Origin of the sequence: Microbispora catharanthi, from assembly GCF_006334915.2 — a bacterium.
GTDB lineage: Bacteria > Actinomycetota > Actinomycetes > Streptosporangiales > Streptosporangiaceae > Microbispora > Microbispora catharanthi.
The window spans coordinates 108,116-128,370 of sequence record NZ_VDMA02000019.1; the positions used below are offsets into that span (position 1 = coordinate 108,116).

A 20,255-nucleotide genomic window follows, 5' to 3' on the forward strand; every position below is an offset into this window, starting at 1 on the left:
ACCGCGGGCCGTGACACCGCCCCCGTGAGCCGAAATCGCAGGTCAGGGGTTTCGCTCCCCGGTTGCGGGTAGCCCCGATATGACCAGAAAGGAGGCGCTAATGGACCGCCAGTCAAGGCCGGAGACCATGCGGGAGAACGACGTGATCGATCTCCTGACGCAGCAGCACGTTCTCATCCGGGACCTGTTCGACGAGGTCGACAGATGCCAGGGGGAGCAGCGCAGGGAGGCCTTCAGCCGCCTTGTCCGCCTGCTCGCCGTCCACGAGACGGCGGAGGAGGAGATCGTCCACCCCTACGCGCGGCGCAAGCTGGTCGGCGGCGACACGATCGTTGACAACCGCCTCCAGGAGGAGGAAGAGGCGAAGGAGATGCTCAGCCGCCTCGACGACATGGACGTGACCACGCCGGAGTTCTCCCAGGAGCTGGAGAGACTGCGGGCCGCCGTGTTCGCCCACGCCGCCGCCGAGGAGCGCTACGAGTTCTCCGAGCTCAAGGCGAGCACGTCCGAGGGCGAGCGCCGGGCGATGGCCGTGGGCGTCAAGGCAGCCGAGGCGATGGCTCCCACGCACCCGCACCCCGGGGTCGAATCGGCGACGGCGAACATCCTGGTGGGGACGCCGGTCGCGATCATGGATCGCGCCCGCGACCTGATCCGCAAGGCGATGGGCAAGTCGGAGTCCGGCGAAGGCTGAGTCTCCGGGCGGGCCGCCGTACGGGAACGGAGATCGTCCCGTCGACATCGGGAGCGCGGCCCATGCCGGAGACCGGGGAGCGTGCGCGGCGTCGCGGAGCCGGGCGGAGACGGTCACCCGTCTCCCGGGCGCCGCGGCGCCACGGCGCGGAAGAGCGCCGGGCCGGGACCGGGCGTCTCCCCCCGGGCGCTCGCGGAACTCCGCCGGGACTTCGGACGTTCTCCCAGGCGACGCGGGACGACGTCCCGCGCGGGACCCGACACGAAAGGCCTGACGATGTCGCCACTGGGCAAGTACTACGTGGGCGCGGCGGTGGTGGCCGTGCTGGTCTTCATCCTTCCGGTGCCGACGCTCCTGGCCTGGCTGATCGCGATCGGCGCGCTGGGGGCGCCGATCGTCGCCTACTTCATGCTCGACGAGTCGCAGCGGGCGCGGCTGCGGCGCATCCGCCGCCGCCAGATCGGCGGCTGAAGCCCCGCGAAGACCCGACGAAGGAACACCGGCCGGGCGGCCGTCGCGGCGCCCGGCCGTTCCGCTTCGCTCAGGAATTCGCTCAGGAAGCGGTGGCGATCCTCCTGCGGACCCGCTCGGTGACGTTCCGCTCCAGGATGAAGGACAGGAACGGGATCGTGCCCGCGATGAGCACCAGCAGCAGGTAGCCCACCGACCAGCGGGCCTTGATCAGGCCCAGGTTGATCGCGGCCACCAGGTAGACCATGTACAGGAAGCCGTGGATCGGCCCGACGACCGCGACCATCGTGCCGCTGTCGAAGCCGTACTTGACGACCATCGCGGCACACAGCACGAGCAGCATCACGCCGACGATGTACGCCATGACGCGATAGAAGTTGAGCGCGGATTCCACGTCGATCTTCACCTCTGCTGGGGAAACGGTCACCACACGATATCCGTGCCACCCGGCGGTCCAGGCTTCAGGGCCGATCAGGCCTCCACGGGCGCTGCGGGCTCGGCCGGCTGCGGCGCCTCACGCTCCCGCTCCCGCTGCCCGCGCAGGGCGTCGCGGACGAAGTGGAACCACATGTACACGGCGAACAGCGCGAAGATCCACCACTGGAGGGCGTAGGCCAGGTTGCGCCAGGTGAAGCCGCCGCCTTCGGTCGGCGCCGACACGGCCACCGGCGTGACACGGGACGGCGGCTCCTGCGCGGTCGCGACGACGAACCCGTCCCGCACCCGCGCGTCCGGCCACACGTTGATCAGCTCCGCCGTCGACACCGTCGCCACCTGGCCGCGTGGCAGGTTCCCGCTGCGCATCACGTCGTCGGTCTGCTCGGCCGGCCGCAGCCGGCCCGTCACGGTCACGGTGCCCTCGGGCACGGCCGTGGCGGGATCGGCCGCCGCGGGAACCCAGCCGCGTACGACGGGGACGACCGTGCCGTCCGCGAGCCGCAGCGGCGTGAGCAGCCAGAACCCGCTCCCCCTGGCCGCCCGGCCGCCGGGGGCGGCGACGTCCGCGACCCGGTCGGCCACCAGCAGCTGGTTCGCGGCGTCATAGGTCCCCGTGGCGGTCACCCTGCGGCTGATCGCGGTGCCGCCGACGTGCTGTCCCACCCGGGTCAGCTCGGTGACGGCCACGGGCGCGGGGTCGGGGGCCCGCCGCGGGCCGCCCGACGCCTCGAAGACGCCGAGTTGCCAGCGGCCGAGGAAGGTGAAGGACACGAGCACCCCGATGACCAGCAGGTGCAGGGCCACCAGCCGGGGAGCCAGGAGGGTGCGGAGCATGGATACAACGCTATCCGCCGCCCACACCGGTCCGGTATTCGCGCCGGTGTCTCGGGTGAACACCAAGGCACCATCAGGAGAGGGCAAAATCCGACAAATCACAGCCAGGCTGCACCATGTGTCGCTAGAGTCATGCCCATGTCCGACCCTCAGATCGACCCGGCCGGAAACACCCAGGCTTTCCGGGCGTTCGCGCAGCAGCAGGACACGGAGGCCTCCCGGGAGCAGCCGTCCCGCCTGCCGATTTGGATCGCCGTCGGTGCGGCGCTCGTCGTGATCCTCGCCGTGGTGGCGTACCTCCTGGTTCGCTGACATACCTGTACCAGCCGCCGACGACCGCGCCCGTCGGCGGCTTTGTCATGCTCGCCGACGGATCGGCCCCTCACTGCCACGACATACAGTGACGGGGTGCCCACCGGCGTCCCACGACGGCCCCCGGGAGCACTCCCGGCTGCTCCGGCCGTACGCATCGGCGCCTGGACCCAGCCCGCCCACAGGAATATATTGGACAAATCTTCCAATAGGACGGGGAGGACGTATGCCCAGTCCGGGCGTCACGATCATCGGTTCCGGGTTCGCCGGGCTGTGCATGGCCATCAAGCTCAAGGAAGCCGGCTATCACGACTTCGTGATCCTGGAGAAGGCCGGCGAGCTCGGCGGCACCTGGCGGGACAACACCTATCCCGGCTGCGCCTGCGACGTCCCCTCGCCGCTGTACTCCTTCTCGTTCGAGCTCAACCCCGGCTGGTCGCGGCTGTTCTCCCCGCAGGACGAGATCTGGGACTACATGCGGGCCTGCGCCCGCAAGTACGGCCTGGAGCCCCACCTGCGGTTCGGCAAGGAGGTCTGCGGGCTGGAGTACGACGACGAGCGGGCCCTGTGGCGGGTGTCGACCGGCGACGGGGAGACCTTCGAGACCCACGCCGTCGTGTCCGGCGTCGGCGCCCTGCACGTGCCGTCGCTCCCCGAGATCCCCGGCCGTGAGCGCTTCACCGGCACCGCGTTCCACTCCGCCCGGTGGGACCACTCCGCGGACCTGAACGGCAGGCGCGTCGCGGTCGTCGGCACCGGCGCGTCGGCGGTCCAGTTCGTCCCGGTCGTCGCCGAGCAGGCGAGCCGGCTCACCGTCTTCCAGCGCACCCCGCCGTGGATCCAGCCCAGGCCGGACCTGCCGATCGACGGGCGGCTGAAGCGGGCGATGGAGACGCCGGTCGGCGCCCGCCTGCTGCGCGACGCCGTCTACTGGCTGCTGGAGGCCCGGGCCGTGGGCTTCACGATCAACCCCCGGCTGATGAAGGCCCACCAGGCGATGGCCGAGCGGCACCTGGCCCGGCAGGTGCCCGACCCCGGGCTGCGCGCGAAGCTGACGCCCGACTACACCATCGGCTGCAAGCGCATCCTGCAGTCCAACGACTACTATCCCGCGCTGACCAGGGACAACGTCGAGCTGGTCACCGACCGGATCACCGAGATCAGGGAGCGGTCGGTCGTGGACCCCGCGGGACGCGAGCACGAGGTCGACGTGATCGTGTACGGCACCGGCTTCCGGGTGGTCGACTCCCTCAACGAGCAGCGGATCGTCGGCAGGAACGGCGTCAAGATCCAGGACGCGTGGCGCGACGGCATCGAGGCCTACTACGGGATCACGACCGCGGGCTTCCCCAACCTGTTCTTCCTGCTCGGTCCCAACACCGGTCTCGGGCACACCTCGGTCGTCTTCATGATCGAGTCGCAGGTCCGGTATGTCATGGACTGCCTGCGGCTGCTGTCGAAGACCAAGGCGAAGGCCCTGGACGTACGGCCGTCGGCGCAGCGGGCCTTCAACGACCGCCTGCAGCGGCGGCTCGACCGGCTGGTGTGGAGCGACGGCGGCTGCACGAGCTGGTACCTCGACGAGCACGGCAGGAACCGCACACTGTGGCCCGGCTTCACCTTCGAATACTGGGCGCGGACCCGGAAGATGAAGCCGGCGGCCTACGAGCTCATCGGCGCCCGAGGCCGACTGGGGGCTGATCGAATCAGCGACGCGGGGTGACCACGAGGGCGCTGCCTCCACCACGCCTGGCGGGCTCGGCGACCGCCTGGACACGGCCGTCCCGCAGGAACTCCAGGCCGGTCGCCGCGCCGATCTCCCCCGCCGGCGGCCCGGGGACGTCCGTCAGCGTGTGACCGAGCGCGGTCAACTCCGCGCCGTACCGCTCGGTGAACGCGGGCTCGGCCTGCGTGGCGGCGGTGTTGCGCTGAGAAGCGCGCGGCGCGGCCACGGCCTCCGGGAGCGACATGCCGAAGTCGAGCCGGTTCACCAGGATCTGCAGCACGGTCGTGATGATCGTCGACCCTCCGGGCGAGCCGACGGCGAGCAGCGGCCTGCCGTCCTTGAGCACGATGGTCGGGGCCATGGACGACCTCGGGCGCTTGCCGGGAGCGGGCAGGTTGGGGTCGCCCGGCGCCGGGCCGAAGGTGAAGTCGGTCAGCTCGTTGTTGAGCAGGATGCCGCGGCCCGGCACCACGATCCCGCTGCCGCCGGTCTGCTCGATCGTGATGTTGTAGGCCGCCACGTCGCCCCACCGGTCGGTCACCACGAGGTGCGTGGTCTCCGGCCCCTCCTTCTTCTCCTCCGGGACCGAGGCCCCCGGGGTCGCTGAGGGGCACGGCGCGTAGGAGCCGTCGGGCGAACCCGGCGCGGCGGGGTGCGCCATCGCCCGCGGGCCGATCAGGCAGGCGCGCTCCTTGGCGAACCCGTCGGAGAGCAGCTGATCCAGCGGCACGTCCACGTACGCCGGGTCGCCGACGTAGGCGTTGCGGTCGGCGAAGGCGAGCCGGGACGCCTCCAGGTATTCGTGCAGGCCGACCTTCGGGAGGGCCTCCAGGATCTTCAACGCCTCCCCCACGGTGGATCCGCCGGACGACGGCGGCGCCATGCCGTACACGTCGAGGCCCTTGTACGTGACCTTCGTGGGCGGCCGTTCGAGCGCCCGGTAGGCCCTGAGGTCGGAGACCTCCATCAGGCCGGTCCTGACGTTCCTGGTGGCCCCCTGGCGCACCGGCGGCTTCTTCACGGTGGCGACGATCTCCCGGCCGAGCGCCCCGCCGTACAACCAGGCCGGGCCGCGGATGCCCAGCTCACGGTAGGTGCGTGCGAGGTCGGGGTTGCGGAAGACCGAGCCGACCGGCGGCGGCTGCCCGCCCGGCAGGTAGAGCGAGGCGGTCGAGGTGAAGTCGGCGAAGCGGCCGGCGTTCTGCTGCGTCTGGTCGTGGAACGTCTGGTCGACGACGAAGCCCTTCTCGGCGATCTCGATCGCGGGGCGCAGCGCCTGCCGCAGCGGCATCGTGCCGTACCGGCGCAGCGCCGTGTCCCACTGCGCCACGCTGCCCGGGACGCCGACCGACAGCCCGCTGGTGACGGCCTCGTCGAACGGGATGCCCTCGAACGCCGTGGAGGTCATCGCCCGCGGGGCGGTCTCCCGCCCGTCGATCGTCGTCACCTTCCGCTTGCGGGCGTCGTAGTAGACGATGAAGCCGCCCCCGGCCAGCCCGGCCGAGTAGGGCTCGGTCACGCCCAGCGCCGCCGCCCCCGCCACCGCCGCGTCCATCGCGTTGCCGCCCTGGCGCAGCACCGAGAGCGCGGCCGTGCTCGCGTCCAGGTCCACGGTGGCCACGGCCCCGCCGTACCCCTCCGCGACCGGCCGCTTGACCTCCGCCGCGGACTCCACCGGTGCGGCGTGGACGGGCGGCGCGAGGAAGCCCGCCAACGTGACCAGCCCCAGCGACGTGACGACGACGCTCCTCATGCCCCGGCACCTCCACCACTTGAGCGATCACTCCAGCATGACTCACGGACGTCAATATCGCTGCGGGATTGTCCGCTTTTGGACGCCGACGCGGGCTACTCCTCCCGGCGTACGGCGGACTGCCGCGCCGGGCGGATGCGGTGACCAGCGGCGATGGCCTAGCGTGCGGTTGTGCGTTCCCGTTCCGCGATGTACCACCGCATCGATCCCGTTCTGCCGGTCATCATCGGGATCCTCCAGGTGTTCCTGACGATGGCCGCCCAGTACTGGCAGTTGCGGAACCCGGACCTCGGGCGGGTGCCGCTGACCGGGTGGGGCTACGCGCTGCTGCTGGTCGGGCCGCTCGCGATCGCGGTGCGCCGCCGCGCGCCGGTCGCCGCGCTGGTCGTCACGCTCACCGCGACCTCGGTCTACATGCTGCTCGGCTACTCGTACGGGCCGGTGTTCTTCAGCCCGATCATCGTGATCTTCAATGCGGTGCTGTCGGGGCACCGTCGCGCGGCGTGGCTGTCGTCGGGGGCGTTCTTCCTGTTCGTGGTCGTCTACGCCACCTGGTTCATCCCCCACCGGGCGAGCCTCTTCCACCACACCGCGGTCGCGGCCTACCTGCTGCTCACGCTCACCGTGGCGGAGTTCTACCGGATGCGCCGCGAGCGCCTCGCCGAACGCGAGCGGGTGGCGCGTGAGGAGGCCAGGCGGCAGGCGAGCGAGGAACGGCTCACCATGGCCCAGGAGCTGCACGACGTGCTCGCCCACAACATCTCGCTGATCCACGTCCAGGCGTCCACCGCCCTGCACATCCTGGACGACCACCCCGAGCAGGCCCGCACCGCGCTGACCACGATCAAGCAGGCGTCCAAGGACGTGCTGACCGAGATGCGCGGCGTGCTGAGCCTGCTCAGGGACGGCGCGCCGCGCTCCCCCACGGCCGGGATGGCCCACCTGGCCGACCTCGCCGAGCGCAGCGGCCTGCCGGTCACACTGGAGGTCACCGGGCAGGCGCGCCCGCTGCCCGCCGGCATCGACCGGGCCGGCTACCGGATCGTGCAGGAGTCGCTGACCAACGTCTCGCGGCACGCGCCCGGTTCGCGGGTGACCGTACGCGTGGCGTACGCGCCTGAGGAGCTGACCGTGGTGATCGAGGACGACGGCGCGGGAACGGCGCGGGCCGAGGCGGGCCTCGGCAGCGGCAACGGCATCCCCGGCATGCGCGAGCGGGCCTCGGCGCTGGGCGGGTCGCTGGCGGCCGGTCCCCGGCCCGGCGGCGGCTTCCGCGTCGAGGCCCTCCTCCCCCTGCCCTCATCCGCCACCCACAAGGAGCCGAATTGATACGCGTCCTGCTCGCCGACGACCAGGCATTGGTCCGGGCCGGGTTCCGGGCCCTGCTCGACGCGCAGGAGGGCATGACCGTCGTCGGCGAGGCCGGCGACGGCGAGCAGGCCGTCCTGCTCACCCGGGACCTGCGCCCCGACGTGGTGCTGATGGACATCCGCATGCCCGGCACCGACGGCCTGACGGCCACCCGCCGCATCGGCGACGACCCCGCCCTCGCCGACGTGAAGATCGTCATGCTCACCACGTTCGAGCTGGACGAGTACGTCTTCGAGGCCCTGCGCGGCGGCGCGAGCGGCTTCCTGGTCAAGGACACCGAGCCGGCCGAGCTGATCCAGGCCGTCCGGGTGGTGGCCTCCGGCGACGCGCTGCTGTCCCCCGGCGTGACGCGCAGGCTCATCGCGGAGTACGTCGCCCGTGCCAAGGAGCCCGGCATAGTGACCCGCCTCGACCCGCTCACCGAGCGGGAGCGGGAGGTGCTCGCGCTCGTGGGCACCGGCATGACGAACGACGAGATCGCCACCAGGCTCTACATGTCCCCGGCGACGGCCAAGACCCACGTGAGCCGCACGATGAGCAAACTCCACGCCCGTGACCGGGCCCAGCTCGTCGTCATCGCGTACGAGTCGGGCCTGGTCAAACCCGGCTGGCTCTGACACTTCGTACGGCCGCACACGGCGGCACCGTCCCTCAGCCGGCGAGAGGCTCCTGGAGTTCGGTGACCCACCGAGCGGGATCCTCCCCGCCTTCCAGGTAGAGCTCCCTGGCGTACCCGGCGGAGCGGTGGCCGCCGTCGGCGATCCACCGGGCCAGCGTCTGCGCGGCCGGGAGGACGTCGTCCATCGGGCCGCGATGCACGATGGTGGCCGCCTGCTCGATGGCGGGCAGGTCCACGACCGCGAAGTCGTGACCGTCCTCGGGCGCGACCGCGACCGGCATCGCCACGTGCGCGAGGATCCCCTCGCCGCCGGGGGCGTCCTCGTAATAGGCGATCGCCGGCCCCACCGGGGCCACCGCGGCCTCGTCCAGCCTGCGGCACAGCTCCTGGAACAGCGGGCCGACGACCGGGCCGATGTCCTCGGGTTCGTAGCTGCGCGCCACGCCGCTGAGTTCCGCCACCCGGACGGCTGGGATGCGCTTGACCACCACGTCGTCGGTGTTCATGTGTCCCTCACTCTCGATCGTCCGGAGCCTCGCCTCGACCTGGGCCAGCCGGGCCGCCGCGGCGGCCATCGCCGCCTCCAGCTCCGCCTGCCGCAGCCGCAGCATCCCGCGCAGTTCCTCGGCGCTCACCTGCTCGTCCAGGACTTCCCGCACCTGTCTGAGCGTGAAGCCCAGGTCCTTGAGCGCGGTGATCCGGTTGAGGCGGGCAAGCTGGACCGCCTCGTAGAAGCGGTAGCCGTTCGCGGGATCGACGCGGGCCGGGCGGAGCAGCCCGATCGCGTCGTAGTGGCGCAGCATGCGGACCGACACGCGGCCGTGCCTGGCGAAGTCTCCGATGGTGAACATGGTGTGGCCGATTCCAGCGCCTCACACGGTGTCAGGGTCAAGCGCCGCCTCTCAGGCCGGAGGTGGCAGGGGGCGCGCTCCCTCGGATCGCAAGCCGTCGAAGATCAGGTGAAGGTATCGGCGCCAGGCCCCCGTGACGTCCTCGCCCGGCGCGGCGGCCTGACAGGCCGCCGTCAGCATCCGGATCACGTCCTCCCCGGTGATGTCACCGCGGATGACACCCTTCCTTCTGGCTCGGTCGGTGAGCGCCTCCGCGACCCCGGACAGGCGGTCGGCGGCGGCGCGGACCACCGGATCCCTCCGGACGTCCGTGGTCGCCGCCTGGCAGAAGGAACGGTCGCTCACGTGCAGCTCCACCCCCGCCGTCATAAACGCCAGCAGGGCCGCCTCCGGGTCCGCCGCCTCCAGCAGCGTGCGCCCCGTGACCGCGAGCTCGTCGAGCCGGTCGGACACGATCGCGGCCGCCAGCGACTCCTTGGTCGCGAAGTGGCGGAAGACCGTGCCCTTCCCGATGCCCGCGCGCCGCGCGATCTCGGAGATCGACGCCTCCATGCCGTGTTCGGCGAACGCCTCACGCGCGGCGGCGAGCAACGACTGACGGCCGATCGACACGCTCGCCTCCTACGGCGTCGTCCTGACCGGCTTCAGGAGGTGGGCGGAGACGCACCGCTCCAGGCTTCTCGGCCAGGCTGGCGGCTGATCAGGACTTCCAGCGCCTCACCCGGGCGCGACGGCGCTCATGCGGATGCGGCGGGGCGGCGCGACGAGCGGTTCCGGGAGTCGCAGCGGCCCGCGGCCCGGGGTGATGGTGCCGAGCACCCGCGATCCGGCCGCGCCGGTGCAGGCGGGCACCGTGCCGGGCAGGCCGTGCGCGGTCAGCCAGCCGAGGTAGGAGAACGCGACGGCCTCCTTGGCGTCCGACGGCACGCCGAGGTCGTCGCTCGGCAGCAGCCGCACGCCTCGGGCCCGCTCGCGCAGCGCGCTCATCAGGGCCGGGTTGCGCACGCCGCCACCGGAGACGACGACCGTGCCGAGCCCGTGCCGCCGGATCTCCGCCGCCACCGTCTCGGCCGTGAGCGCCGTGAGCGTCGCCACCAGGTCCGGCAGGCCCAGCGCGTACGGCCCGGCGACCCGGTCCAGATAGCCCGCGTGGAACAGTTCCTTGCCCGTCGTCTTGGGCGGCGGCCGGTGATAGTACGGCTCGGTGAGCAACTCGGCCAGCAGGCCCTCGTCGACCTTCCCCGCCGCGGCCAGCCTGCCGTCCTCGTCGTACGGCATGCCGGTGGCGGCGCGTACGGCCGCGTCCGTCAGCGCCGAGGCCGGGCCGGTGTCGTAGGCGAGCGGGGGCTCGCACACGGTGAGGTTGGCGATGCCGCCGAGGTTCAGCGCGCCGGTCCGGCCCGCCGAGTCGGGTAGCCCGGACAGCAACGGCAGGTCGAAGGCGGACACGAGCGGCGCGCCCTGCCCGCCCGCGGCCACGTCGCGCACCCGAAGATCCGACACGACCGGCACGCCGAGCCGTTCGGCGATCCAGGCGGGCTGCCCGACCTGGAGCGTCCCGCGCACGCGCCCGTCCTCCACCCAGTGGTACATCGTCTGCCCGTGCGAGCAGACGAGATCGGCGGCCGGGCAGGTCGCCGCCGCCTCCGCGAACGCCCGGCCCACGAGCGTGTCGAGGCGGCAGACCTCGCCCATGTCCGTACGGTCCGGCGGCAGCGCGGCGACGATCGCGGCCCGCAGGTCAGGCGGGTAGGGCACGGTGCCGGTGTGCTCCACGACACCGGTGAGCAGGTCGCCGTCCCGCGACCAGTGGACGAGCGCGCAGTCGATCCCGTCGTGGGAGGTCCCCGACATCAGCCCGAGTACGCGCACACCTGCCCCGCAAGGACTGTTCAGCCAGCTCTCGGCGGGAGGCCGACGAGCTTGATGAGGAAACGGTCGATCTGCTCCTCCGCCGGCGGCCAGGGCAGGTCGGGCTCGTTGATCCGCTGAGACAGCATGCCGTTCACCGCCGTGCGCAGGTCGATCGCGACCGTCGTCGCGTCGTCGCGCGGGGCGACCCCGGCGTCCATGCAGCGCTGGACCGCCTCCGTGGTCCTGGCGACCAGCACCTCCTTGAACGGCATGCCGAGCCGGCGGTGGACCGCGCTCTCGTGCAGCACCTTGTAAAGGCCCGGATGCTCATGCGCCCAGGCGGCCTGTGCGAGGATGCGCGCCCGCAGCCGCGCCGCAGGGTCCTCCTGCGCCGCGTCCGCCTCGTCACCGGTTCGCACCAGTTCCTCGTGACAGCGCCGCAACACCGCGAGCACGAGCGCGTCACGGTCGGGAAAGTGCAGGTAGACCGAGGTGGCCGCGATCGACACCTCGCGCGCCACGGCCCGCAGCGACAGCGCCTCGTCGTCGGCGAGGTCGTCGAGCATGCGCATGGCGGCCGCGACGATCTCCTCGCGCAGCCGCTCGCCCTGCCCTCGCGCGTTCGGACGGCGGCGGGCGGCGGGAGTCGGGGGCGTGGTGGCTTCCATGTCCGGCCCATTGTACGAGGACGGCAATCGCGCTACAGTCGTAGCGCTACACCCGTTCACCAAAGGAGTGATTCCTGTGACCGTCAACGCTTCGACGGACTTCGACACGATCAACGAGATGGACCCGGTGTTCGCCCAGATGGCGGCCGCCAGCGTCGGACACTGCTGGGCGGTGCCCGAGCTGACCGACCGCGAGAAGGTGTTCCTGGCCCTGGTGGCGGACGTCTGCCAGCCGGCCCTCGGGTTCCCGTTCGAGATGCACGTCCGCGCGGGCCTGCAGCGCGGCGTGTCCACCGCCGACATACGGGCGCTGCTGCGCCTGATCTCCTACGACAGCGGGTATGTCGCGGCGCTGGCCGCGCTGGAGCGGCTCGCCGAGATCGAGGCCGCCGCCGGGCTGCCCCGCCCGGACGCCGAACCGCTGCCCCGGGAACTGCTGGAGACCGGTCCCGGCGCGGCGCCGACCCCGCTGCCCGCGCCGGTGCGGGCCGAGCTGGCCGAGCTCGACGCGTACTTCCTGGAGTACTTCGACCTTCAGTCGCGGATGCGGGGCGTCCAGGGTCCGGGCACGTTGAGCGTCCGGGAGCGGGCGTTCACGACGATGAGCATCGACGTGCACTACCAGACCCTGGACGAGACGTTCCGCATCCACGTGGGCCGCGCCCTCGGGGGCGGCGCGTCGCACGAGGACGTGCGGGCCGTGCTGCGCTTCAACGCGCAGTTCGGGGTGACGCGGGCATGGCAGGCGTGGAAGGCGCTCAACGCCTGCCTCGCCGAGCTCGCCCCCGCCCGCTGACGCCGTACGCCACGGCCCGCACCGCCTGACCGTGCGGACCGGAGCGCAGTGCGCCCTGCTCAGTGCGCCCTGGTCAATGCGCCCTGCGTTCGTGGCTCGGCTCGCTCTGCCGGGACGCCCGGTCGACCGCCGTGACGTGGTAGCGGTGGCCGGGCGCACCGTCCGGGTCGACCCAGCGAACGTGCCTGCCCGCCGGGACGACCGCGACCAGGTGCGCCGCGTCGGCGAAGTCCTCCCGGCGGGCGGGCCGGTCGAACCGGAAGACGGCGAACTGGAACGGGGCGCGCGGTCCCGTGGCCTCGACGTGCAGCTGCACGCCCCCGCTCACGCGGCGGGCCGAGGCGAGCACGGGACGACGCGGCGGCTCGCCGCCTGCGAGCCTGGGCAGCAGCGGCGCGAGCGCCGGACGCGTGTAGTGCCCGCTCACGACCGCGCCGATCGACCCGAGCCGGTCGTCGCGGACGTCGGCCGCGTTGTACCAGATGTCCCCGCCGACCTCCGGATGGTCGCGGTTGAGCGTGAGGTGCCGGGACAGCTCGTCCGGCTGGAACCACTCGGCGGGCTGCCCGGCCGCCCCCGCCTTGTACGCCGCCTGGCCGATCCACAGCTGCACCCCGGTGCCGGCGGCCACGTCGGACCACCAGGGGACGAGCTTGGCGTAGTCGGCGTTCGACTGGCCGATGTACCAGTAGAGCTGGGGCGCGACGTAGTCGAGCCAGCCCTTCTTCACCCAGCCGCGGGTGTCGGCGTGCAGGTTGTCGTACGACTGGCCGCCGCTGGTGTCGGAGCCGAGGGGGTCGGTGGCCCTGTTGCGCCAGATGCCCGACGGGCCGATGCCCCAGATCACCTCGGGCTTGGCCTGCCGCACCCGCTGCTGCATCTCCCGGACCAGCAGGTCGACGTTGTCGCGCCGCCAGGCGGCCAGGTCGGGGAAGCCCGCGCCGTACGCCGCGTAGGCCGCGCTGTCGTCGAACGCCGTCGTGTTGACCGGGTAGAAGTAGTCGTCGAAGTGCACGCCGTCGATGTCGTATCGGGTGACGGCGTCCATCATCGCGTCCTGCACGAACGCCCGGACCTCGGGGATGCCGGGGTTGTAGTAGAGCTTCCCGCCGTACGGGACGATCCACTCGGGATGGCGGCGGCCGGGGTGCTCGGGGTGCAGCTTGGCCGGGTCCGCCTGCATCGACACGCGGTAGGGGTTGAACCAGGCGTGGAACGCCAGGCCCCTCCGGTGGGCCGCCTCGACGGCGAAGCCCAGCGGGTCGTAGCCCGGGTCCTGCCCCTGGACCCCGGTCAGATACTGCGACCACGGCTCGTACGACGACGGCCAGAAGGCGTCGGCGGTCGGCCTGATCTGCACGAACACGGAGTTGAGCCGGCGCGCCACGGCCAGGTCGAGCCAGGCCGTGAACTCGGCCTGCTGCTGCTCGGGCGTCAGTCCGGTCCTGGACGGCCAGTTGATGTTGACGACCGAGGCGATCCACATGCCGCGCATCTGGCGCAGCGGCGGGACGTACCCGGCGGGAGAGGCGGAGAAGGCGGAAGCGGGGGATGCGGCGAGGGCCGGCAGCGGGACGGCCGACGCCGCGGCGGCGAGGGCCAGGCCGCGCAGCACGGCACGCCGGGAGGGGGAGCTCAATCGGACCTCCGAAGGCCGGGGGGATGCGGCGATCACGACACTGGCAGAAACTTACTTTCAGATCAATGCGGATAAAAGAAAGTGTCATCGACGTGTAATCTGCCCCAAGAGGTCCTCATGGGAGACGGCGGCGGGCGTCCAGGTCACGCCGCATATATCTCGACATGTGGACTTCTGGTCCGTTGTCCCGCACCGGCGGGCGCATGGATCTAAGCTGATCGCGCACAGGAGAGGCTGCAGGTGATGAACGAGAACGAGGGCGCCGCACCGGTCAACCCGATCGCGACGGTGCGTGCGGTGCTGCCCTCGCTCACCCCCGCCGCCCAGACCATCGCGCGCCTCATCCTCGACGACCCCGCCATGGTGGCCCGCAGCACCATCACGGAGGTCAGCGCGGTCTCGGGGATCAGCGAGGCGACGATCGTGCGGACCGCACGGGCGCTGGGCTTCGCCGGCTACTCCCAGCTGCGGTTCGCCCTGGCGGCGGCCGTGGCCAGGGACACCCCCGAGCGGCTCGTGCCCGGCGACCTCGCCCCGGACGACCCCCTGACCGACGTGATCGCCAAGGTCACCCGGGCCGAGTCGCAGGCGCTCGCCGACACGGCGGCCCAGCTCAACCCCGACGGGCTCGGCGCGGTGGTGGACGCCGTCGCCGGCGCCCGCCGCGTGGACGTGTACGGCGTGGGCGCCTCCGGCCTCGTCGCGGCCGACATGGCGCAGAAGCTGATGCGGATCGGGCTGCCCGGCCACTACTTCACCGACGCGCACCTCGCGCTCACCAGCGCCGCGCTGCTGCGCGAAGGAGACGTCGCCGTCGGGGTGAGCTGCACCGGCGAGACACCCGACGTGCTCGGCCCGGCGCGGGTCGCCCGCAAGGCCGGCGCGACCGTCGTGGCCATCACGAACAACCCGCGCTCGTCGCTGGCCGGGCTCGCCGACCACGTCCTGATCTCCGCCGGGCGCGAGACGGCGTTCCGGCCGGGCGCGCTGGCCAGCCGGATCAGCCAGCTGCTCATCGTCGACTGCGTCTTCGTCGGCGTCGCGCAGCGCACGTTCGACACCTCCGACGCCGCCTTACGCGCGACCCGCGACGCGCTCGCCGACTACCTCGGCGACGCCCACCGCCGCGCCCGCTCGGCCTGACCCACCCGCGGGAAGCCATCCGCTCCGCCGGTCTCGCGAGGGCGCGGCCGCCTCGAAGCGACCTCTGCCCCGCCCGGCCGCCCCTCCTTACGGGAAGGCCGGGAAGGACCGGCATCCGTCAGGCGGCGCCTCCCGCGTGGCGGGCGGCCTCCAGCCGGTCGCCGTTGGCCTTCAGCAGCGCACGGGCGCCGTCCGGACCGAGGTCGCGCTCGACCATCAGCACGGCCACCTTGACGTTCCAGTCCGCCGCCTCCAGCGCGGCCCGCGCGGCGGCGGAACCGGCGCCGGTGATGTCGCCGACGATCCGTGTCGCCCTGTGCGCGAGCTTCTCGTTCACCGCCGATACCTCGATCATGGCGTTCCCGTACGTCCTGCCGAGCCGGATCATCGCGATCGTGGAGATCATGTTGAGCACGAGCTTCTGGGCGGTCCCCGCCTTGAGCCGGGTCGAGCCGGCCACCACCTCGGGGCCGACGACCACCTCGATCGGATGCTCGGCCCGCTCCGACAGCGGCGATCCCGGGTTGCAGGACAGGCTCACGGTCAGCGCCCCGCGGCGGGCGGCCTCGCCCAGCGCCCCGAGCACGAACGGCGCGCGACCGCTGGCGGAGATCCCCACGAGCGAGTCGAGCGGGCCCAGGCCGCGGCCGGCGACGGCCGCCGCCCCGCCGTCGTGGTCGTCCTCGGCGCCCTCGACCGACCGGGTCAGCGCGGCCTCGCCGCCCGCGATGACGCCCTGTACGAGTTCGGGGTCGGTGCCGAAGGTCGGCGGGCATTCCGAGGCGTCGAGGACGCCCAGCCTGCCGGACGTCCCCGCCCCCACGTAGAACAGGCGTCCGCCCCGTGCCATGCGTGCGGCGATCGCGTCGATGGCGGCCGAGACGGCCGGAATGGCCCTGGCCACCGCGCCGGGCACCGTGGCGTCGGCCGCGTTCATCAGGCGGGCGATCTCCTCGGTCGGCAACCGGTCGATCTCGCGATAACGCGGATCGCTCTGCTCCGTATAGAGCTCGCTCTGCTCGGTGTGGAGCTCGCCGTGCTCTGTGGACAGGCCCGTCAATGGGTCAGTCATCTTGTCCCTGTCGTCGGTTTCCAACTCCGGCCTCCCCCGATCGCCGTACACGTCCGAAACGACTCCTCACCGGCGGCTCACCGGCACGGCGACCACGCTGCGGCGCTCGGGATGGAAGCAGGCGTGCTCCTGCGGCGTGTCGCCGTCGCGGCCGAGCGCGGGCCGCTCGCGTTCGCACCGCTCGGTCCTGAAGGGACAGCGCGGCGCGAACAGGCAGCCGTCCGGGTGCTCCCCCGACGCCTCCACCGGCACGACCCGCTGCTCGCCCGGCGACTCCAGGCCGTGCAGCACCGGGATGGCCGACAGCAGCGCCTGCGTGTAGGGATGCACCGGAGCCGAGATGACGGTCTCGACCGGGCCGCGTTCGACGACCTGACCGCGGTAGATGACGTACAGCTCGCCGTCGGTGCCGATGTAGCGGGCCGTCGCCACGTCGTGCGTGATGAACAGCACGCTCACCCCGAGCCGCTCGCGCAGGTCCTTCAGCAGCGCGAGGATGCCCAGGCGCAGCGACACGTCGATCATGGAGACCGCCTCGTCGGCGACCAGGACCTCGGGATCGACGGTGAGCGCGCGGGCGATCACCACGCGCTGGCGCATGCCGCCGGACAGCTGGTGGGGATAGCGCGGCAGCACGTAGCCCGGGTCGAGCCCGACCAGGCCGAGCAGTTCCCTGGCCCGCTCGTCCGCCCACGAGCGCGGCCGGCCGGTCTGCCTCGCCCGCAGCGCGAGCGGCGCGGCCAGCGCCTGGTGGATCGTGCGCGTCGGGTTCAGCGCGGAGTACGGGTCCTGGTGGATGAGCTGGACCCGGCGGAAGTACGGCTGCCGCCCGCGGTGGCTCAGCGACGACATCGCCACGTCGTCGATGACGATCTCCCCGGAGTCGCAGGTCTCCAGCCCGGCGATGATCCGGCCGAGTGTGGTCTTGCCGCAGCCCGACTCGCCGATGAACGAGACGGCGCCGCCCTTCGGAATGGCGAAGTCCACGCCGCGCAGCGCGGGCACCTCCCGGGCGCCCAGCACGCCGCCGCGCTGCCGGAACGTCTTCGTGATGCCGGTCCCGCCGATCATGCCTGCTCCTCCCCGGTCGCGGCGGCCACGGCCGGTCTGCCCCCGTCGTCGTCCCGTACGGCGTGGCAGGCCGCCGACCGGGAGACTGAGACGACCACCGGCGGCCGGCCGGTCTCGCACACGTCCATGCGCAGCGGGCAGCGCTCGCGGAACACGCACCCGTCGGCCGGGATGTCGGCCAGCGTCGGCGGCCGGCCCGGCAGGGCGTGCGCCTCGCCGATGTCGCCGACGAGGCGCGGGATGGCCCCGAGCAGCCCCCGCGTGTACGGGTGGCGCGGCTCGGCCAGCACCTCGCGGGTGGGACCCTGCTCGGCCACTCGCCCGCCGTACATGACCGCGAGCCGGTCGGCGACCTCGGCGACCACCCCGAGGTCGTGGGTGATGACGAGCGTGGTGAGGCCGCGCTCGGCGTGCACCTCTCGGACGATGCGCAGGATCGTCGCCTGCGTGATCATGTCGAGCGCGGTCGTGGGCTCGTCCAGCACGACGAGGCGGGCGTTCAGCACCAGGGCCAGCATGATGCCGACCCGCTGGCGCATGCCGCCGGACAGTTCGTGCTGGTAGGAGTCGAGCACCCGGGCGCCGTCCAGGCCCATCCGGCCGAGCAGGTCGCGGGCGTCCGCCAGCAGGCCGCGCGGGTTCTCGACGCCGTGGGAGCGGCCCAGGTCGAGCACCTGTTTGCCGACCGTCTTGAGCGGGTTGAGGGAGTTCTGCGCCGCCTGGAAGACGTACCCGACGTGCCGCCCGCGAGCCCGGCGCAGCCCCTCGCCGCCGAGCGCGACGACGTCGCCGAGCCCGTCGATCTCGACGCTGCCCGCCGCGATCCTGCCGGGCGGCTGGACGGCGTTGAGCAGCGACAGCGCGAGCGTGGACTTGCCGGAGCCCGACTCGCCGACGACGCCGGTGATCGTGCCCGGCGCGAGGTCGAGGTCGACGCCGGACACCGCCGGCAGCTCGCCGGCCGGGGTGCGGTAGACCACGGTCAGCCCGCGGATCCGCACGCCGGGAGGACTCTGCTCGGGAGCCATGCTCACTCCTCCCGCAGCCGGGGGTTGAAGATCTCGTCCATGGCGTCCACGACCAGCACGATGCCGAGCGTGAGCAGCAGGATCGCCAGCAGCGGCGCCAGCAGATACGGCAGCGCGGCCGTCGTGGTCAGCGCGCCGCCGCCGAAGACGGCGAGGTTGAGCATGACGCCCCAGTTGTTCGCCTCGAACGGCAGCACACCCAGGAAGAACAGGCCCACCTGCGCGTAGACCGCGCCGGTCACCGCGATGAGCGCGTTCATCGCGATGTACGGAGCCATGCCGGGCAGCAGCTCCCTGCCGACGATGTGCGTCGTGGACAGGCCGAGCCCCCGTGCGGCCTCGATGAAGCCGCGCTCGCGCAGTGAGAGCGTCTGCGACCGCACGGCCCGGGCGACGCCGCCCCAGCCGAGCAGCCCGAGCACCAGGCCCATCTCGACGGCGCCGGTGAACTTCCACACCGTCGACAGCACCAGCAGCAGCGGCAGCCCCGGGATCGTGAGCTTCATGTCGGTGAACCGCATGAGCACGGTGTCCCAGCGCCCCCGCCGGAACCCGGCGAACAACCCGACGCCCGCGCCGACCACGACCGTGATGACGGCCGTCACGACGGCGGTCAGCAGGACGTACCGGGAGCCGGTGACGACGAGGGCGAGCACGTCCGTGCCCTCGAAGTCGGTGCCGAACGGATGCCGCAGGCTCGGCGGGGCGTAGAGCGCGCTCGTGTCGCGGGGCAGGGGGTCGGGGTAGAGCATCGGCCCGAAGATCCCCATGAAGGCGAACACCGCGAGGATGACCGCCCCGGCCATCCGGCTCGGCTTGCGCCGCATGACCCGCCAGACGCCCCGCCAGAAGTTGCGGCGGACCGCCGCGGCGCCCCCCGCCTCCGCCTCCGGCACGATGGTCGCGCTCACGCCGCCTCCCCTCCGCTGCGCACCCGGGGGTCGATGACCGTGTAGAGGAGGTCGGCGGCGATGTTCGCGACGACGACCGCAGTCGTGATGAGCAGGAACGCCCCGCCCATCAGGGAGTAGTCGCGGTTGTTGATGCTGTCGATGAGCATCAGCCCCAGGCCCGGGTAGTTGAAGATGCGCTCGATGAAGATCGCGCCGCCGAAGAGCAGGCCCAGCGAGAGCGCCAGGATCGTGAACAGCGGCAGGATCGCGTTGCGCGCCAGGTAACGGAAGACGATCGACCGCTTCATTCCGCGCAGCTCGGCGGCCAGGATGAAGTCGTCGCCGAGCACGGTGACCACGCTCGACTTCATCGCGAGGATCCACCCGCCGTAGCCGGCCAGCGCGTACGTGACGACAGGCAGGGTGGCGTGCTGGACCAGCGAGCCGATGTAGTCGGCGGTGAAGCCGGGGTCGATCATGATGTCGGCGGTCCCCCCGGCGGGGAGGATCGGGACCAGCGTGGTGAAGATCGCCCCCAGCAGCAGCGCCAGCACGTACTGCGGGACACCGTGCAGCAGCGATCCGGAGATCGCGAGGAGGTCGCCCAGCACGCCGGTCCGTTTGATCGCCGCGTAGACGCCCATGACGACGCCGACGAGGAAGCTCAGCAGCGTCCCGGCGAGCACCGGGATCACGGTCCACTTGGCGGCCGAGAACAGCACGGTGGACACGCCGGCGCCGGGCACGGACAGCGACTGCCCGAGGTCGAGGTGGGCCAGCCCGCCCATGTAATCGAGGTACTGCTCCCAGAGGCCGCCCTTCGGCGTGAAGCCGTACAGCGCCTCGACCGCGCGCTGGGCGGCGTCGGGGGCCATGCCCTGCTCGACGAGCTTCTGGTAGCGGGCCGCGAGCGGGTCGCCGGGCACGCTCCTGATGATCAGGAAGCTGATCGTCGTGACGACCAGGATCATGACGAACCCGCGGGCCACATGACCCGCGAGCCGCCGGAGGAGAACCGCCAT

The 20,255-nt window shown here is 72.2% G+C and carries 21 protein-coding genes; 8 read left to right on the forward strand and 13 right to left on the reverse strand.

The window, feature by feature from the left end; genetic code table 11:
- Positions 1 to 100: 100 nt before the first annotated feature.
- Together FH610_RS30570 and FH610_RS30575 are read left to right on the forward strand one after the other, a co-directional pair.
- On the forward strand, positions 101 to 694 hold the full coding sequence (locus FH610_RS30570) for a hemerythrin domain-containing protein (RefSeq protein WP_240809291.1): 594 nt from the start codon (positions 101 to 103) through the stop codon (positions 692 to 694).
- Positions 695 to 970: 276 nt separating this feature from the next.
- On the forward strand, positions 971 to 1,165 hold the full coding sequence (locus tag FH610_RS30575) for a hypothetical protein (RefSeq protein WP_139578541.1): 195 nt from the start codon (positions 971 to 973) through the stop codon (positions 1,163 to 1,165).
- A gap of 82 nt (positions 1,166 to 1,247) precedes the next feature.
- Here the strand turns inward: FH610_RS30575 and FH610_RS30580 are convergent, their stop codons facing one another.
- Both FH610_RS30580 and FH610_RS30585 read right to left on the reverse strand, forming a co-directional pair.
- A complete protein-coding gene (locus FH610_RS30580) occupies positions 1,248 to 1,592 on the reverse strand; it encodes a DUF3817 domain-containing protein (RefSeq protein ID WP_240809292.1) in 345 nt (114 codons plus the stop codon).
- 44 nt (positions 1,593 to 1,636) lie between these two features.
- Positions 1,637 to 2,437, reverse strand: coding sequence for an SURF1 family protein (locus FH610_RS30585; protein ID WP_139578543.1), 801 nt, complete (start codon positions 2,435 to 2,437; stop codon positions 1,637 to 1,639).
- A 138-nt stretch (positions 2,438 to 2,575) separates the two neighbouring features.
- Between FH610_RS30585 and FH610_RS43330 the strand changes: the two genes are divergently transcribed.
- Together FH610_RS43330 and FH610_RS30590 are read left to right on the forward strand one after the other, a co-directional pair.
- Positions 2,576 to 2,749, forward strand: a complete 174-nt coding sequence (locus FH610_RS43330; RefSeq protein ID WP_167538797.1) for a hypothetical protein — start codon at positions 2,576 to 2,578, stop codon at positions 2,747 to 2,749.
- 226 nt (positions 2,750 to 2,975) lie between these two features.
- Positions 2,976 to 4,472, forward strand: coding sequence for a flavin-containing monooxygenase (locus FH610_RS30590; RefSeq protein ID WP_139578545.1), 1,497 nt, complete (start codon positions 2,976 to 2,978; stop codon positions 4,470 to 4,472).
- Here the strand turns inward: FH610_RS30590 and ggt are convergent.
- On the reverse strand, positions 4,456 to 6,228 hold the full coding sequence (ggt, locus tag FH610_RS30595; RefSeq protein ID WP_139578547.1) for a gamma-glutamyltransferase: 1,773 nt from the start codon (positions 6,226 to 6,228) through the stop codon (positions 4,456 to 4,458). The two genes, FH610_RS30590 and ggt, sit on opposite strands and share 17 nt — an antisense overlap.
- 171 nt (positions 6,229 to 6,399) lie before the next feature.
- On the opposite strand from ggt, the gene FH610_RS30600 reads away from it, so the two are divergent.
- Positions 6,400 to 7,557 carry a sensor histidine kinase gene (locus FH610_RS30600; protein WP_240809293.1) on the forward strand — a complete coding sequence of 386 codons (1,158 nt, stop codon included), beginning with the start codon at positions 6,400 to 6,402 and terminating at the stop codon, positions 7,555 to 7,557.
- Positions 7,554 to 8,216 carry a response regulator transcription factor gene (locus FH610_RS30605; protein ID WP_139578549.1) on the forward strand — a complete coding sequence of 221 codons (663 nt, stop codon included), beginning with the start codon at positions 7,554 to 7,556 and terminating at the stop codon, positions 8,214 to 8,216. Before FH610_RS30600 ends, FH610_RS30605 begins: the two co-directional genes overlap by 4 nt.
- Positions 8,217 to 8,250: 34 nt before the next feature.
- Here the strand turns inward: FH610_RS30605 and FH610_RS30610 are convergent, their stop codons facing one another.
- From FH610_RS30610 to FH610_RS30625, 4 genes are all read right to left on the reverse strand, one after another.
- Positions 8,251 to 9,069, reverse strand: a complete 819-nt coding sequence (locus tag FH610_RS30610) for a MerR family transcriptional regulator (protein WP_139578550.1) — start codon at positions 9,067 to 9,069, stop codon at positions 8,251 to 8,253.
- A gap of 51 nt (positions 9,070 to 9,120) precedes the next feature.
- Positions 9,121 to 9,681 carry a TetR/AcrR family transcriptional regulator gene (locus FH610_RS30615; protein WP_240809294.1) on the reverse strand — a complete coding sequence of 187 codons (561 nt, stop codon included), beginning with the start codon at positions 9,679 to 9,681 and terminating at the stop codon, positions 9,121 to 9,123.
- Between the two features lie 105 nt (positions 9,682 to 9,786).
- Positions 9,787 to 10,941, reverse strand: coding sequence for an anhydro-N-acetylmuramic acid kinase (locus FH610_RS30620; RefSeq protein ID WP_139578552.1), 1,155 nt, complete (start codon positions 10,939 to 10,941; stop codon positions 9,787 to 9,789).
- 20 nt (positions 10,942 to 10,961) lie between these two features.
- Positions 10,962 to 11,591, reverse strand: coding sequence for a TetR/AcrR family transcriptional regulator (locus tag FH610_RS30625; protein WP_139578554.1), 630 nt, complete (start codon positions 11,589 to 11,591; stop codon positions 10,962 to 10,964).
- A gap of 76 nt (positions 11,592 to 11,667) precedes the next feature.
- Between FH610_RS30625 and FH610_RS30630 the strand changes: the two genes are divergently transcribed.
- A complete protein-coding gene (locus FH610_RS30630; protein WP_240809296.1) occupies positions 11,668 to 12,387 on the forward strand; it encodes a carboxymuconolactone decarboxylase family protein in 720 nt (239 codons plus the stop codon).
- Positions 12,388 to 12,460: 73 nt separating this feature from the next.
- On the opposite strand, the gene FH610_RS30635 is transcribed toward FH610_RS30630, so the two are convergent.
- Complete coding sequence (locus FH610_RS30635) at positions 12,461 to 14,026, reverse strand: glycoside hydrolase family 10-like protein (RefSeq protein WP_139578556.1); 1,566 nt, start codon at positions 14,024 to 14,026, stop codon at positions 12,461 to 12,463.
- A gap of 243 nt (positions 14,027 to 14,269) precedes the next feature.
- Here FH610_RS30635 and FH610_RS30640 point away from each other — a divergent pair, with 243 nt between their 5' ends.
- The gene (locus FH610_RS30640; protein ID WP_139578558.1) at positions 14,270 to 15,169 is read left to right on the forward strand and encodes a MurR/RpiR family transcriptional regulator; all 900 of its coding nucleotides are present in this window, start codon (positions 14,270 to 14,272) and stop codon (positions 15,167 to 15,169) included.
- A 118-nt stretch (positions 15,170 to 15,287) separates the two neighbouring features.
- Here FH610_RS30640 and murQ read toward each other — a convergent pair whose 3' ends face one another.
- The 5 genes from murQ to FH610_RS30665 form a co-directional block, all read right to left on the reverse strand.
- Positions 15,288 to 16,241 carry an N-acetylmuramic acid 6-phosphate etherase gene (murQ, locus tag FH610_RS30645; protein ID WP_139578561.1) on the reverse strand — a complete coding sequence of 318 codons (954 nt, stop codon included), beginning with the start codon at positions 16,239 to 16,241 and terminating at the stop codon, positions 15,288 to 15,290.
- 66 nt (positions 16,242 to 16,307) lie between these two features.
- Complete coding sequence (locus FH610_RS30650; protein WP_139578563.1) at positions 16,308 to 17,312, reverse strand: ABC transporter ATP-binding protein; 1,005 nt, start codon at positions 17,310 to 17,312, stop codon at positions 16,308 to 16,310.
- Entirely contained in the window at positions 17,309 to 18,340 is a 1,032-nt protein-coding gene (locus FH610_RS30655; protein ID WP_139578568.1) for an ABC transporter ATP-binding protein, read from the reverse strand. Before FH610_RS30655 ends, FH610_RS30650 begins: the two co-directional genes overlap by 4 nt.
- 2 nt (positions 18,341 to 18,342) lie before the next feature.
- Entirely contained in the window at positions 18,343 to 19,251 is a 909-nt protein-coding gene (locus FH610_RS30660; RefSeq protein ID WP_139578572.1) for an ABC transporter permease, read from the reverse strand.
- Positions 19,248 to 20,255, reverse strand: a complete 1,008-nt coding sequence (locus FH610_RS30665; RefSeq protein WP_139578575.1) for an ABC transporter permease — start codon at positions 20,253 to 20,255, stop codon at positions 19,248 to 19,250. The genes FH610_RS30660 and FH610_RS30665 overlap by 4 nt, the downstream gene beginning before the upstream one ends.

Excerpts from the sequence above, each read along its gene's own strand:
- FH610_RS30570 (WP_240809291.1), top strand. The coding sequence starts at position 101 with ATGGACCGCCAGTCAAGGCCGGAGACCATGCGGGAGAACGACGTGATC.
- FH610_RS30575 (WP_139578541.1), top strand. The coding sequence starts at position 971 with ATGTCGCCACTGGGCAAGTACTACGTGGGCGCGGCGGTGGTGGCCGTG.
- FH610_RS30585 (WP_139578543.1), bottom strand. The coding sequence starts at position 2,437 with ATGCTCCGCACCCTCCTGGCTCCCCGGCTGGTGGCCCTGCACCTGCTG.
- FH610_RS43330 (WP_167538797.1), top strand. The coding sequence starts at position 2,576 with ATGTCCGACCCTCAGATCGACCCGGCCGGAAACACCCAGGCTTTCCGG.
- FH610_RS30590 (WP_139578545.1), top strand. The coding sequence starts at position 2,976 with ATGCCCAGTCCGGGCGTCACGATCATCGGTTCCGGGTTCGCCGGGCTG.
- ggt (WP_139578547.1), bottom strand. The coding sequence starts at position 6,228 with ATGAGGAGCGTCGTCGTCACGTCGCTGGGGCTGGTCACGTTGGCGGGC.
- FH610_RS30610 (WP_139578550.1), bottom strand. The coding sequence starts at position 9,069 with ATGTTCACCATCGGAGACTTCGCCAGGCACGGCCGCGTGTCGGTCCGC.
- FH610_RS30625 (WP_139578554.1), bottom strand. The coding sequence starts at position 11,591 with ATGGAAGCCACCACGCCCCCGACTCCCGCCGCCCGCCGCCGTCCGAAC.
- FH610_RS30640 (WP_139578558.1), top strand. The coding sequence starts at position 14,270 with ATGAACGAGAACGAGGGCGCCGCACCGGTCAACCCGATCGCGACGGTG.
- murQ (WP_139578561.1), bottom strand. The coding sequence starts at position 16,241 with ATGACTGACCCATTGACGGGCCTGTCCACAGAGCACGGCGAGCTCCAC.
- FH610_RS30650 (WP_139578563.1), bottom strand. The coding sequence starts at position 17,312 with ATGATCGGCGGGACCGGCATCACGAAGACGTTCCGGCAGCGCGGCGGC.
- FH610_RS30655 (WP_139578568.1), bottom strand. The coding sequence starts at position 18,340 with ATGGCTCCCGAGCAGAGTCCTCCCGGCGTGCGGATCCGCGGGCTGACC.
- FH610_RS30665 (WP_139578575.1), bottom strand. The coding sequence starts at position 20,255 with ATGGCGGTTCTCCTCCGGCGGCTCGCGGGTCATGTGGCCCGCGGGTTC.